The sequence below is a fragment of the Leclercia tamurae genome (assembly GCF_025566055.1).
In the GTDB taxonomy this organism is placed as follows: domain Bacteria; phylum Pseudomonadota; class Gammaproteobacteria; order Enterobacterales; family Enterobacteriaceae; genus Enterobacter; species Enterobacter tamurae.
In genome coordinates this window covers 501,135-514,585 of record NZ_JAMHKS010000078.1, presented here as the reverse complement: position 1 = coordinate 514,585, position 13,451 = coordinate 501,135, and the positions used below count along the sequence as shown (strand labels likewise).

Annotated in this window: 14 protein-coding genes and 2 pseudogenes; 12 read left to right on the top strand and 4 right to left on the bottom strand. The window is 48.6% G+C overall.

All coding sequences use genetic code 11. The annotated features are described in order from the left end of the window. Positions 1 to 19 precede the first annotated feature (19 nt). The gene (locus M8318_RS22410; RefSeq protein WP_262664614.1) at positions 20 to 1,195 is read right to left on the bottom strand and encodes an efflux RND transporter periplasmic adaptor subunit; all 1,176 of its coding nucleotides are present in this window, start codon (positions 1,193 to 1,195) and stop codon (positions 20 to 22) included. 337 nt (positions 1,196 to 1,532) lie between these two features. Here M8318_RS22410 and M8318_RS22405 point away from each other — a divergent pair, with 337 nt between their 5' ends. Continuing rightward, a complete protein-coding gene (locus M8318_RS22405; RefSeq protein ID WP_262664612.1) occupies positions 1,533 to 1,886 on the top strand; it encodes a helix-turn-helix domain-containing protein in 354 nt (117 codons plus the stop codon). A 991-nt stretch (positions 1,887 to 2,877) separates the two neighbouring features. Here the strand turns inward: M8318_RS22405 and M8318_RS22400 are convergent. Continuing rightward, complete coding sequence (locus M8318_RS22400; RefSeq protein ID WP_106993805.1) at positions 2,878 to 3,099, bottom strand: hypothetical protein; 222 nt, start codon at positions 3,097 to 3,099, stop codon at positions 2,878 to 2,880. A gap of 498 nt (positions 3,100 to 3,597) precedes the next feature. On the opposite strand from M8318_RS22400, the gene M8318_RS22395 reads away from it, so the two are divergent. The 10 genes from M8318_RS22395 to M8318_RS22355 all read left to right on the top strand — a co-directional run bounded on the left by M8318_RS22395 (position 3,598) and on the right by M8318_RS22355 (position 11,732). Beyond that, entirely contained in the window at positions 3,598 to 4,275 is a 678-nt protein-coding gene (locus tag M8318_RS22395) for a YwqG family protein (protein WP_262664610.1), read from the top strand. A gap of 297 nt (positions 4,276 to 4,572) precedes the next feature. Further along, entirely contained in the window at positions 4,573 to 6,762 is a 2,190-nt protein-coding gene (locus tag M8318_RS22390) for a TonB-dependent siderophore receptor (protein ID WP_262664609.1), read from the top strand. A 99-nt stretch (positions 6,763 to 6,861) separates the two neighbouring features. Continuing rightward, positions 6,862 to 7,101, top strand: coding sequence for a DinI family protein (locus M8318_RS22385; protein ID WP_106993802.1), 240 nt, complete (start codon positions 6,862 to 6,864; stop codon positions 7,099 to 7,101). A gap of 10 nt (positions 7,102 to 7,111) precedes the next feature. Then, the gene (locus M8318_RS22380; protein WP_262664608.1) at positions 7,112 to 7,594 is read left to right on the top strand and encodes a glutathione peroxidase; all 483 of its coding nucleotides are present in this window, start codon (positions 7,112 to 7,114) and stop codon (positions 7,592 to 7,594) included. A gap of 431 nt (positions 7,595 to 8,025) precedes the next feature. Further along, positions 8,026 to 8,601: a hypothetical protein gene (locus M8318_RS22375; protein ID WP_262664606.1), complete on the top strand. Its 576-nt coding sequence runs from the start codon at positions 8,026 to 8,028 to the stop codon at positions 8,599 to 8,601. Then, positions 8,571 to 8,807: a zinc metalloprotease gene (locus M8318_RS22775; RefSeq protein ID WP_408612341.1), complete on the top strand. Its 237-nt coding sequence runs from the start codon at positions 8,571 to 8,573 to the stop codon at positions 8,805 to 8,807. The genes M8318_RS22375 and M8318_RS22775 overlap by 31 nt, the downstream gene beginning before the upstream one ends. Positions 8,808 to 9,077: 270 nt before the next feature. After that, the gene (locus M8318_RS22370) at positions 9,078 to 9,350 is read left to right on the top strand and encodes a hypothetical protein (RefSeq protein WP_262664604.1); all 273 of its coding nucleotides are present in this window, start codon (positions 9,078 to 9,080) and stop codon (positions 9,348 to 9,350) included. Between the two features lie 88 nt (positions 9,351 to 9,438). Next, complete coding sequence (locus M8318_RS22365) at positions 9,439 to 9,957, top strand: hypothetical protein (protein ID WP_262664602.1); 519 nt, start codon at positions 9,439 to 9,441, stop codon at positions 9,955 to 9,957. A 10-nt stretch (positions 9,958 to 9,967) separates the two neighbouring features. After that, complete coding sequence (locus M8318_RS22360; protein ID WP_262664600.1) at positions 9,968 to 11,329, top strand: PAAR domain-containing protein; 1,362 nt, start codon at positions 9,968 to 9,970, stop codon at positions 11,327 to 11,329. Continuing rightward, positions 11,310 to 11,732 carry a hypothetical protein gene (locus M8318_RS22355; RefSeq protein ID WP_262664598.1) on the top strand — a complete coding sequence of 141 codons (423 nt, stop codon included), beginning with the start codon at positions 11,310 to 11,312 and terminating at the stop codon, positions 11,730 to 11,732. Before M8318_RS22360 ends, M8318_RS22355 begins: the two co-directional genes overlap by 20 nt. Positions 11,733 to 11,776: 44 nt before the next feature. Here M8318_RS22355 and M8318_RS22350 read toward each other — a convergent pair. After that, positions 11,777 to 12,136, bottom strand: a pseudogene (locus M8318_RS22350) (integrase); the annotation flags it as partial. Here M8318_RS22350 and M8318_RS22345 point away from each other — a divergent pair. Next, positions 12,133 to 12,348, top strand: a pseudogene (locus tag M8318_RS22345) (glutathione peroxidase); the annotation flags it as partial. The pseudogenes M8318_RS22350 and M8318_RS22345 sit on opposite strands and share 4 nt — an antisense overlap. A gap of 112 nt (positions 12,349 to 12,460) precedes the next feature. On the opposite strand, the gene M8318_RS22340 reads toward M8318_RS22345, so the two are convergent. After that, the gene (locus tag M8318_RS22340) at positions 12,461 to 13,345 is read right to left on the bottom strand and encodes a LysR family transcriptional regulator (RefSeq protein ID WP_262664596.1); all 885 of its coding nucleotides are present in this window, start codon (positions 13,343 to 13,345) and stop codon (positions 12,461 to 12,463) included. Positions 13,346 to 13,451: the final 106 nt, after the last annotated feature.

The following is a 13,451-nucleotide window of genomic DNA, read 5'->3' as shown; positions in this document are numbered from 1 at the left end:
CGGATTCTCAGGTAAGGGATCAGTTGAGGGCGGCGTTGGCGGTCATGGCAACGGTTTTCGCGTTAACCGGCATTCCCGGTACAAACACTTTTTGTAAACCGTCGACGATCACTTTATCGCCAGGGTTCAGCCCCTGCTGCACGATGCGTAGCCCGTCTGCCAGACGTCCCGGCGTGATATCGCGACGCTGTGCTTTACCCTCATTATCAACCACGTAAACATACTTGCGATCCTGATCGGTCAGCACCGCCTTGTCGTCGATCAGCGTGGCTTTGAATTCCGCGCTGCCCGGCAGGCGTACGCGGGCAAAAAGGCCCGGCGTGAACTGACGCTGCGCGTTATCCAGCAGCGCGCGCATGCGGATAGTGCCGGTACTCGGTGTTAGCTGATTATCCAGAAAATCCACTTTGCCCTGATGGGGATACCCCTCCTCGCCCGTCAGGCCAATCTCGACCGGTAGCGCCGTGTGATTGCTGGACGCCCCCTGCCCGTTGCGGGCCAGATTTTGATAGTGAAGGTAGGTCGACTCATCTACGTCAAAGTAGACGTAAACCGTCTTCTGCGAGACCAGCGTGGTGAGGACGCTGGCGCTGTCACCCGCGGTGACAAGATTACCGCTGGTAATCAACGCGCGGCTGGCGCGGCCATCGATAGGCGCGGTGACTTTGGTGAAATCGAGGTTAAGTTGCGCGGCATCAACCGCCGCCTGTGCCGCGCGAATGTCGGCCTGCGCCTGAGTAGCAGCCGAACGACGCTGCTCCCACTCTTCGCGGGATACCACGTTGGTATTGACTAATTTATCGGTACGGTTCGCTTCACTACGCGCCAGGTTGGCCTGCGTTTTGGCTCTCGCCAGCGTAGCCTGCGCCTGTTCCAGTGCGGCGCGATAGGTTCTGTCATCGATAGTGAACAGCACCTCGCCCTTTTTCACTTCCTGGCCGTCGGTGTAATTCACTTTATCAATGTAGCCGGAAACGCGCGGGCGTAGCTGAACGCTCTCCACCGCTTCGATCCGGCCGTTAAAGCTATCCCACTGGCTGATGGATTTCACGACCACGTTAGCTGCACTGACAGCGGGTGCTTGTGGCGCAGCGTTTTGCGCGACGCTGTCATCGCACCCGACGAGCAACACGGAGGCGAACATCGCCCCCAGTGCGCTCAGATGAAAGTTACCCCAGGTTTTTTGCAGGCTCATTATTTTTATTCCGGTAATTGTAGCCGCCGGGCAAGACGCAGGGGGAGGCGCTGCGCTACTTCCTTTGTCCGGTGGCTGGCTTAAGGCCTTTTGTGTCGTTCATCGCCACAAAACTGTAACAGTTGCGAATACACTATTCCCGGCGATTGTAGGAAGGCGCTTAATTAAGTGCAAGAATAATTGTTGCACTTAATGTGCTATTTGAGTCGATGTTAAAACACCCGTTTCGCTCAGGGATTTAAATGCAATAATAAAATTTGCAATTAACCGAAAAACGCGCCACCTTTAAATGCAACAGATAAAGATACCTTTATACAAGTAGCGTGAGGATAACCAGATGAACACTGGCGCATTTATGCATGATTTACTCGACTGGATCGACAACAACCTGGATAGCCGTCTGGATATTGAGTCCGTTGCCAGTCGTTCCGGCTACTCAAAATGGCATCTCCAGCGTCTGTTTAAGGAACATACTGGCTATCCCCTCGCTGGGTACATTCGCGCGCAAAAGCTGCAAAAATCGGTTGAGCGCTTAACCCGCAGCGACGAGCCGATTTTGAACGTGGCCATCGCGCTGGGCTTTGACTCCCAGCAGTCCTTCAACCGCAGCTTTAAGCGTCAGTATGGTCAGGCACCTGGGGCATGGCGGCGGAGTATGGGTGGCCCGGAAACGCAGCAGCTACGCCAGTAATTCATATTTTGCTGCAACGTCGATCTGTAGCCGCAACACTGTGTATAAACACAGTGCAGCGAGGTGCACGATGGCTGTTGCAAAGCGTAATGCAGATGGATGAAACGCAGGCTGAAAAGATCAGAAATCTTGTCTCAGCCCTTCAACACGCAAAGCGGGATGGCCGGAAACATTGCGGGACTACATTACTCTGACCGTCGCATAATTTTTCACAGACCAGTCAGCCAATCGTCGCTGCGCACGTAAGCCTGCTTCTTATCGCGCGTTGTGCTGCCTCCGCCGTTCCTCCGACGTTGCCGCTTATAGAGGTAATTTTGTTCCTGATGTGGTCCGCTTTGTGCCAGGAGCGGGCGTTGTATATAGTGCTAAATAATAATTACTGATGTCAGTTCCAAAACTACAAAAGTTCTAATAAAGATTGGCGCGGATAATGAATAGAATTTACATCTGGCATTATGATTTTTGACAAGTAAACGGGAACAGTATGGCACGTCGAATTGAGCTTCAGGGCATAGTTAACGCACTCAATGGGAGCTTTGTTAGTCGAAATAATGACTTTAGAGGATACTGGTCTATTGGTCAGTTAAAATCATTCGCTATCAATAACGATCTTACTTCAATAAAGTTATCCCTTACTGCTTTTAAGAATAGCGACGTTTTTAATCTACAAAATCACATTGTACATCAATACACCGGCATGCTTCAGAATCTACTCAGAAAACAGGCGATTCCCTTGATTTGGGTAAATGAGGCTAGTATAACGATCGACTTTTACAATAATGCAGAATACACCTCGTTGCATGAGGGCTCAGACTTGGGTGAACCTTTCAAGTGTCGTTGTCAAATAATAGATGATACTGGTCACGATTTTTCCTCCATCATTTATGGTCTGTGCCGGCCTCACTCTATTATGAACGAGTTAAAATCGACCCGATAATCAACTATGTGAATCATCAGATAAACTTCCGCTTCTCGCTCATGGCAGTAGCGCTTAAAGATTTTCCATATAATGAAACGCTTTCATTAACTCTTCTTCTGTAAGCGGCGATATCAGACTTGCACCTGTATCTTTTTCAACCTTCATCAATAGCTCGTTGCGGGTTATTCCCAATCTATTTGCAACGTGGTTAGCGCAACTGCGTGCGTGGGAGGCTTTGTGTGCAAGGAGGCCTTCTATGTCTAAAACTTTTCTTCTTGATGACGAATGTGACATTGATTCCACCTTTAATCGAAATTACTGCCCGTTCAAGGCATCCTCTTTATGCAGAAAATATAACCACCGATGAGTTCCTACGCTCAGGGAGGTAGCGCTGGCGGAGGTAGGAATACCGTGCATAAAAAAACGGCCAGCCTTACGGCTGCTCCGCCAGCGCCACCGAGATTTTAAGGGGATAAGCGCTGTGACGACAAAAAATATCGCTTTATGCCAACGGGTTCCTACGCCCGATTGCGGATGTGCCGCAACGCAGTGACTTTACAACCCTGAGGATATGAAGAAAAGCGTTAACCTTGGATTACATAGAGTTACTTTGAGGTTTGCGAGACGTCTTCCAGAAAGGGCTGCCGGGGCACTTCGCTTGCCCATCCTGTAAAACTGAAGAGAAGCGGCAATAGATAAATACAGTTGTCTGTAAGGAAAATTTACCCTTTATAATGAACAGCTCTGTAACTGCCCTACCCAGTGAATATCTCCCAACGCAAGGCAGCCAATATGAAACCTGAGAGTGCATTAGTTTTAGAAGAGCTTAGATCCAAACTGCGGCCCGCGTCGGTGGCACAGGTCGGCGGTTTTCGCCCTGGTGCAGACCCTCTGACTTCCTGGTTTTTAAAAGGTGTTTGTCTTCCAGGAGAAGGATTGCCCGTCTGGAAGGGTCAGCCGATGTTTCCACTTATTCAGATCCGTACGGATGAGCTTCCGGTGATCCCTGAACAACTAAAGGGCATCGCCCTTCTGGTGCTGTTTCACAATAGGGAACACCATCCCTTTGACCAACCTCACGGCGAGGGGTGGCTCATTCGGGAATATGCCACGCTTGAAGGGCTTGAGTTATTACCCGAATTAGAGACACCGTATCACCCATTTCCTGTTCGCTGGGTGAGCGTTAATGATGATGCGCCGGGATGGGAGGACGCCTGGGATATTATCGACCTTTCTGAGGTAAATGATGATACGCAGGCCAGCGACAGCTTCTTTGATGATTTTAACCGCTACGGGGGAACCAAAGTCGGGGGGTATCCGATGGAGATCCAACATAGCGTGGGGATTAAGGACTTTGTTTTTCAGGTGGGTTCGGAAGAAAAAGTAAACTGGATGTGGGCAGACAATGGTATTGGCTACTTTCACCGCTCAGCTGAGGGAATTTGGCAGTTTTCATGTCAGTTCTACTAGTAGTACAACGTTCGACACTCGCTTACAGCGAACTTTCACAATTGTCCGTAAGTACCAAAAGCAGACGATAACGTGTTATGACGATTTCTGGATTATCCGTAAAATTGCTTATACCTGCCTCGCCCCAAACCCCCATAAACATCAAGACATTATAGAAACATTTTTTAACACTACCTGTTTACATTGTAATGATTATTCATATCATCTTGATAATCACTATCACCTTGGCGGGTGATGTTCTTGCGGTGTCGGGCATCTGCGCCTCCGACACCTCGAAAAATCAGGATGATCATAATAATGAAACCGCGTTACCTCTGGGCTTTAAACCCGTGCTTGTTAATGATGTTAGCCGCTAATGCCTCGGCTGAAGGACAAAAAGAAGAGTCGCTGGTGGTCTCCGCCAGCCGCACAAACCACAGCATTACCGATATGGCGCAGACCACCTGGGTCATTGAACAGGCTGATATTGAACAGCAGGTTCAGGGGGGTAAAGAGCTTAAAGAGGTGCTGGCGCAGCTGATCCCCGGGATGGATGTCAGCAGCCAGGGGCGAACCAATTACGGTATGAATATGCGCGGTCGTTCGATGATGGTGATGGTCGACGGCGTGCGGTTAAACTCCTCGCGCAGCGACAGCCGCCAGCTGGATTCTATCGATCCGTTCAATATCTCCCGCATTGAAGTCATCTCCGGCGCGACCTCCCTCTACGGCGGCGGCAGTACCGGCGGCTTAATCAATATCGTCACCAAAAAGGGCCAGCCGGAGACGGAAGTCGAGTTCCAGACCGGCCTGAAAACGGGCTTCAACAGCCACAACGATAATGACGAGAATATTGCAGCGGCGGTCAGCGGCGGCAACGACAACGCTTCAGGGCGGCTGTCAGTCGCGTATCAGCGCTTTGGCGGCTGGTACGACGGCAAAGGCAATGAGGTGAACATTGATAATACCCAGACCGGTTTGCAGTACTCTGACCGGCTGGACGTGATGGGCACCGGTACCCTGAATATCGACGACCACCAGCAGTTGCAGCTCACCACGCAGTATTACAAAAGTGAATCCGACGGTAAGCACGGTCTCTATCTTGGCGAGAACTTCTCGGCAGTGACCGGTTCTGGTGACGCTTACAACAAAAACAATCTCGACTCCGACCGTATTCCGGGCACCGAACGCCACCTGATCAACTTGCAATATTCCAACACCGATTTCTGGGGCCAGGATCTGCTTGCACAGATTTACTACCGCGATGAAAGCCTGACCTACTACCCCTTCCCTACGCTTGCGGGCGGCCGGGTCACCAGCATTGGCGCATCCCAGCAAAAGACCGATTTCTACGGCGGCAAACTCACCCTCAACAGCAAACCGCTGGATGCGTTGACCCTGACATGGGGTGTCGATGCCGAGCATGAAACCTTCGACGCTAATCAGCAATTCTTCGACCTTAACAAAGCGGCAGCCAGCGGCGGCATGAAGCTGGATAATGCCTACAACGTGGGACGTTATCCGGGCTACAGCATCACTAACCTCGCCCCGTTCCTGCAATCGAGCTACGACTTCTCGGCGATCACCCTGAGCGGCGGCGTGCGCTACCAGTACACCGAAAACAAGGTCGATGACTTTATTGGTTATGCCCAACAACAGGGTATTGCCACCGGCAGAGCCACCTCGGCAGACGCTGTGCCCGGCGGTAAAACCGACTATAACAACCTGCTGTTTAACGCCGGTATTCTGGGTCACCTGACCGAGCGCCAGCAGCTGTGGTTCAACTTCTCCCAGGGCTTTGAGATCCCGGATCTGGCGAAATATTACGGCTCCGGCACCTATCAACTGGTGAATGGCCATTATCGTCTGGTCAACAGCGTGAACGTTAACGACTCAAAACTCGAAGGCATTAAGGTTGATGCCTACGAGCTGGGCTGGCGCTACACCGGGGACAACCTGCGCACCCAGATTGCCGGGTACTATTCGCTCTCTGACAAAACCATCAACATCAACAAAAGCGACATGACCATCAACGTCGAAGATGACGAGCGTCGCATCTACGGTGTTGAAGGCCAGGTGGACTATTTCTTCACCGACAGCGAGTGGAGCACTGGCTCAAACTTCAACGTCATCAAATCGGAAACCCGCGTCGACGGAAAATGGGAGAAGCTGACGGTAGACAGCGCCAGCCCGTCCAAAATGAGCGCATGGGTCACCTGGGCGCCGGGCGACTGGACTTTGCGTCTGCAAAGTACGCAGACCTTTGATTTGTCGGACGAGGCCGGTAAGCGTATTGAGGGCTATAACACCGCTGACTTCTTAGGCAGTTACCTTCTGCCGGTGGGCAAGCTGAGCTTCAGCGTCGAAAACCTGCTGGATGAAGACTACACCACCGCATGGGGGCAGCGTGCGCCGGGTCTCTACAGCCCAACCTACGGTGCTGAGAACCTCTATACCTACAAAGGTCGCGGCCGTACCTTCGGCCTGAACTACTCGGTCTTATTCTGATACGTATTAACTGCCGTCTGCATAGCGGGCGGCAGTTGACAGATGTCATTACCCCGGTAAGAATGCTGTACATTAAAACAGTATTTAAGGGGATGTGTGATGTTCGTTGAACTGGTTTACGACAAAAGAAATGTTGCGGGACTCCCCGGCGCAAGGGAGATCATCCTTGCTGAGTTAACCACCCGGGTGCACCGGATCTTTCCGGATGCCGAGGTGAAGGTAAAACCGATGCAGGCGAACGGCCTGAACAGCGATGCCAGTAAAAGCGATCGGGAGAAACTGAACCGCATGCTGGAGGAGATGTTTGACGAAGCCGATATGTGGCTGGTTGCGGAGTGAGGTTTCCAACATGACGACCTTTCATCAACTGACTGCCACCAGCCTGCGTGGCGAGCACATCTCTATGGCCGACTATGCGGGCAAGGTCGTTCTGGTGGTGAATACCGCCAGCCATTGTGGCTTCACGCCGCAATACGCAGGCCTTGAGATGCTCTACAAAAAGTATGCCGACCAGGGGCTGGTAGTACTGGGCTTCCCCTGCAACCAGTTCGGTAAGCAGGAACCCGGCGGTGCCGACGACATTGCGCAGACCTGTAACATTAACTATGGTGTGAGCTTTCCGATGTTCGGAAAAGTGGAGGTTAATGGCCCCGCTACGCACCCGGTGTTTCGTTACCTGAAAGCGGAACTGCCCGGCGTGCTGGGTGGGCGGATCAAGTGGAACTTCACTAAGTTCCTGATTGGACGCGACGGTAAACCGCTCAAGCGTTTTGCGCCGATCTCAACGCCGGAGAAAATAGAACCTTCTATTCTCGCTGCGCTTGTAATCTGAAGGTTGAGGAACTTTTCATCCATTAAATCAAGGAAAATAAATCTAAACATTCGTATTAGCTGCTCTAGTCAATAATGAAGTTAAATCATACATCTCCATCAACCTCCTTTAGGCATTTAAAATGCACTAGCAAAGATTTAGTATAAATTGCTAGAGGTAAATTAATTTAATCGTATTATATCTTTCGTATGCTTTGACATTGTAATGTTTATAAATTCAATGGCTCTCCTGTAAATCGTATATGCATACTCCACTTTGAATTGTATAAATAAAATTCCGCCCATCACCTCTGGTAATCATCTGGATTTTTTATTTAATCTCTCATGTTAATTATTTTATATATTCTTATAATCAGTTGTCTGAGATGATAATATCATAAACAAGCGGTACAGAGTTTTCAGAACATCAAACAATTAATGAGGGGGGGGCCTATGGGCGCCAGTAAAAACACAAAAAGTGCGAAAGTTGCATCAGACGATTTGGTATTCCTTACTGGAGTTGAACTTCAGAAAGCTACAGAGAGTCATGTTCATACTTTCGGTAATGGTTTTAAGTGTCGAACCGAAACGCGTGGATACATAACGCCAGGCAACAAAAGTCCGTTGGAACTTGTCATTAACAAACCAAGTGGCTTCATTGCTTTATGGGAAAAAGGAAGTATTCTTCATTGGAGATTTCAGGAAGCATCACTGGTCGCATTAAGAGATCCTGAAAAAATAAAAGATAAAACCAGAATACTCATAGGGAGAGCCCTTTTGGCATGGGGAGATGCTGTTCCGATTATGTTCTCTGAGCAGAAGGATAATTGGGATTTTGAAATTGCAGTGCGTAATGCTGATGATTGCGACATCAATGGCTGTACACTAGCAAGCGCCTTCTTCCCGGACGCTGGTCAGCATGAATTGGTTATTACCCAAAAATATTTGAACTGTCTGAAAAAGAGCAAACAGATACCCTCGCCCATGAATTTGGCCATGTGTTTGGACTTCGTCATTTCTTTGCATTAGTTCAGGAACAAACATGGCCTGCGGAAATTTTTGGTACACATGCGGCTTTTTCTATAATGAACTATGGTTCACTTAGCGAGCTAACAGATACAGATAAGAAAGATTTGAAAAATTTGTATCAACTTTGCTGGAGTGGCCAGCTTACTAATATTAATAAGACACCAATTCGATTTGTAAGACCGCATCATTTAAGTGGGTTGTTGTAGTAGATCTGTAGAAATCACTGCTAAGACTAGCATAATAAAATGACGGTCAACCTAACTCTGTGATGCTGAAACCTGCATTTCGTTAAAGGTAACGCTACTAAATGTTCGAGCATCAAGAATGAAATTGCATTAGCGTGAAATTTTAGATTTTTATCATATAAAACACATATAACAATCTTGTCTTGATATAAAAAAGCCTTAACACTCTCCTGTAACCTTGCAGGCAGAAGAAATATTCATCCAAACATTAATAATTTATTCGAGGTATTTATGTCTGACAATACAACCCCAGACGCTATGAACGGTATTCTTAGTGACCTCAAAAAACTAGGTGACTTAGCTAATAACGTTGCACCGCAAGATTTTGAAGATGTATGTGTATTTTACAGCAAAAATGTTAAAAAACCACTAGATGAGATTCTAGCAATACTGAATTCGCCTGCGGTTGATATTTTGCTTAGATTCATTCCATGGATTAGGGATTTTGTAAATATCCTTTTGCTTCTTCAGAAGCTGCTTGAGAAGAATTGTGAATTAAAATAGTTTGACTTAGGTCTAATACTTGTTGCGCATGTGGTTATTGTTTGTAAAATGACCGCTGTGATTATTTCAATAACAAGTAGAGGGACTTATGAAACAGTACAATAACGATCTTACCCCTGAAATTCTGGCATCTTTTGACAAACCAACTTTCAGTGATGACCAAGTTGCTGGAATGAGCCAAGAATGGCAGGAACTCATTACTAAACAGCAAACCGAACTCAAACAGCATCCAGTGATCGACATCTACCGCATCGCGGTTGAAGGAAGTCTGACTCGTGACGGTGGCATACTCAAAACCGCAACATCCACTTCGGAAGTAGAGATCAGCACAGGTCAAAAACTCCGGGTCGCTCAAACTCGGGATACAGTCGTTTATCCCGATGGTACTGAGGCGACAATAATCAGTGGTGCAGGAGAGGCTGCGCATAATAACGCAGGCCGTAGCGTTGCTCTTGTCGGCAGTCGTCTCAGCAATGGAGATGAAATAATAAGTACCCCTCAGGGAACAGGAATACTGGTTCTACGTCGTGGTATTCCTGCAGCAAAGAGATTTCTTGTTGATAACTTTGAAGTAGATAAAATATTGGCAGCAGAAACTGCTCACTGAGGGATCACTGATGGTAACGCAAAGAACGCTTGCAAAGCTGGGTAATAAAACGAGGTACGGGCACATCGTTTCTGCCTCATCAACTATTTTTGATGAAGATCATAATCCATTGGTGAGAGCTGGTGATAAAGCGTGGTGTGATGTTTGCAAAGGTGCTTTTGAAATCAATGCAACCTATACCGGACTCCTCGAAGCAGGTTTCATCGCGGGTGATGGAGATCTGGTTTTATGCCACTGCAAAGATAACTTTGTGATCGCCATGTCCGGCTTCACAGGGGAACGTCATCCGGGAATGATGAGCGCTAAATCAGCAGTCGTTGCCGTACCTCTGGTGCAACAAGCTCAGCAGGAACCGGAACAACACGCCCAGACAGCGAAAAAGAAAACAGGCACAGATGCTGGTTTTGCCGTTCTCTCCTATGGCGGTACTACAGAAGCCTGGCAGCGTCTGCTTTTCACTGAAAATCCACCAGCAGGAGCCAAAGAGCTATTCGCTACGTTGAATGGTGCAGACAAAAGCTATAAAGCTGGTTCGATTATGCTTCTGGTTGATCCTGAAAAGCAGGACGACGAACAGATTGCCCACATGAAAGCCGCGAAAGCCCGAGTTGATGCGGCGTTAGAACCGCTGACAATCCAAGAAGCTAACTTCCTGCATAAACACTACGCTACCATAGCTAATTTCACCAGCTACGCTGATACAGGCATTGGCCTTGCTGCTGATCCTGTTGGAAAATACTTCGAGAGTATTGAAAAAATACTCAAAGAGATCCAGGAAACATATAAAAATAACTACTTAACACGTGGTGCATTAATTGGTGAACAATTTTATGTCCGACGTAGCCAGTTGTTTAAAGAGCTTGAATCCATACTCAAAGTCAACTTCCTGAATAAGGCTATGAAATTCGGAGAGTATACCAAAATAAAAAATGCACTCGGCCTGTCCAGTAGCTCTATTACCCACAAATGGAATGAAACGGGGATCAGTGACATTGAAGGTTATGCTACCCACATCGAACGGGCAGCTAAATACGTAAAAGCAATGCGTTACACTGGTTATTTAGGCATTGGTTTTAGCGGACTCCATTCTCTTAACGAAATCCATGAGGCATGTTCTGTTGGTCGCGAAGCTGAATGTACCAAGAAAAAGTATACTGAGATAGGTAGTTTTGCTGTAGGTACGGGGGTTGGTGTTGCTGGTGGCTATTTAGCAATACCTCTTTGTATCGCTATCGGTGTTGGTACTGCTGGTGTCGGAGGACTTGCTTGCTCTGTGATCGCTGGGGCTGGTTTAGGCTATGTCGGTAATAGTGCAGGTGGCGCATTCGGTGAATGGGGTGGAGAACAGCTGTATGAAATTTTCGGTAATTAATTTTATAATTATGCATCGAAACTCGATTGGATTGGTATTGTGTCTATGCCTAATACTTACGGGCATTATTTCAATTATTTACGATCGTATTTCGAAAAATAAATTCATTACTCTCTGCTCGCTATTTGTTGAAAAATTTGGAGCAAGACCAGCAGAGGTTTTAATTTATCAGGATGGGGGATTCTTTTTCTCGTTTATACGTGATGCATTCTTTATTAAAGCATTATATTTTAAAGAAAACTCATTCCATACGCGAGGAATGGATAATGAACAAATTCGATTCATTAAAGAACTTCCTAATCAGTACACCGATTGGTTACGTGTAAAAGTTCGTCTTTCCATCGTCGGTATTATTTTCCTATTCATGATGTTATCAGTATTTTATTTGCCATCATTTATTTAACGAAAATAAACTAAATAGCCAAGCGCAGAACTTGGCTATTTTATTCACTCCCAATCAATACCATCAATTACATAAGAAACTGAGGATAAGGGAAACGTATGCAAATAGCGTTTAGTGATCCCTCCGCTTTTCTCGTGACCTACGGTTTGCTGTAGGTGCAGAATGTTTTTCACCCAACCAGCCATTGCCGAAGAGCAAACACTATGACGAATGGAATGCAGTAACCGCCGTTGTCCGTAATCATCCAGATACGGGATACCAAGCTGATCTCGTAGATCAGCAAACACCTTGCCGATCTTAGTCATGTTTGTACCCGCCACTTCTGAGAAGATCCGCTCTTTCCACTGGCGATCAACGTATTCCATGAATCCCCATTCGATCAGCTTGGGATGAATAACTACCTGTGTTCGGGAAAGTGGAGGTTAACGGCCCCGCAACGCACCCGGTTTTTCCTTACCTGAAAGCGGAACTGCCCGGCGTGTTGGGTGGGCGGATCAAGTGGAACTTCACTAAGTTCCTGATTGGACGCGACGGTAAACCGCTCAAGCGTTTTGCGCCGATCTCTACTCCGGAGAAAATTGAAGACACTATCGTTGCAGCGCTTGAGTCTAAGTAAAGAGGCCTGGCTGATACTTTCCTCATATCACCTTCATAAACACCGCATTTCGAGGCGTCTTCCAGAAAGGGCCTGCCGGGGGCGCTGCGCTTGCCCGGCCTACAAAAAATTCTCAGATTTTCAGGGTATCAATCACCACCCTCAGGGCGGGTGATACGTTGCGGTGCGGATAGTAGAGGAACAGCCCGTCCATCCGCAGGCTGTAGCGCTGCAACACCCGAATCAACGTCCCGCGCGCCAGATCGTCCGCCACCAGCTCGACTGGCACATAGGCCAGCCCCAGGCCGAGCCGGGCAGCTTCGGCTTCCATATAGCTGTCAGAAAAAGTCCACTGTCCTTCAGGGCGATGGGTAATGCTTTTTCCCTCCAGAACCAGCTCCCACTGATAGAGTCCGCCGTCGGCAAACTGATAGGCGATGCAGGGATGGGCCGCTAAATCCGCGGGAATCTGGGGAAAACCGTAGCGGCGGAGGTGGTCGGGCGTACCGACCACCGCCATCTCCATGTCGGGCGTAATGCGTACCGCGACCATCCCCTGCCCAACCTCGGGCCCCAGCCGGACGCCAGCATCGAACCGCTCGGCGATGATGTCCACGAAGCGGCTCTCATTCATCAGCTCCAGGCGGATATCCGGGTAACGCTGTTTGAATATCGCCAGCTTTGGCAGGAGACATTTCTCGATGGCGTGCTGGCTGGCATTGATGCGTACCGTGCCGGAGGGCGTCTGGCGATAATGCGCCAGAGTGGCGAGCCCGGTATCCAGCGCATCAAACCCGGACTCGGTGGTCTGGTAGAGCTGCTCCCCGGCCTGGGTCAGCGACAGTCTGCGGGTGGTGCGTACCAGCAGCTGCACGCCCAGCCGATCTTCCAGGTCGCGCACCGAACGGCTGATCCCCGACTGGGCCAGCCCCAGCCGCTGCGCGGCGGCGGTGAAGCTGCCCTCCCGCACCACCTGCATAAACAGGTACAGCTCGTTATAGTTTTCCCGCTTCGCCATCGCCCTCTCCCCAGACCTATTCATAACAATATGGTATGAATCTTAGCAGTATTCGGCCTCTAATCAGCACTATTACTGCTAACTATACTGGACTCCACACAACACA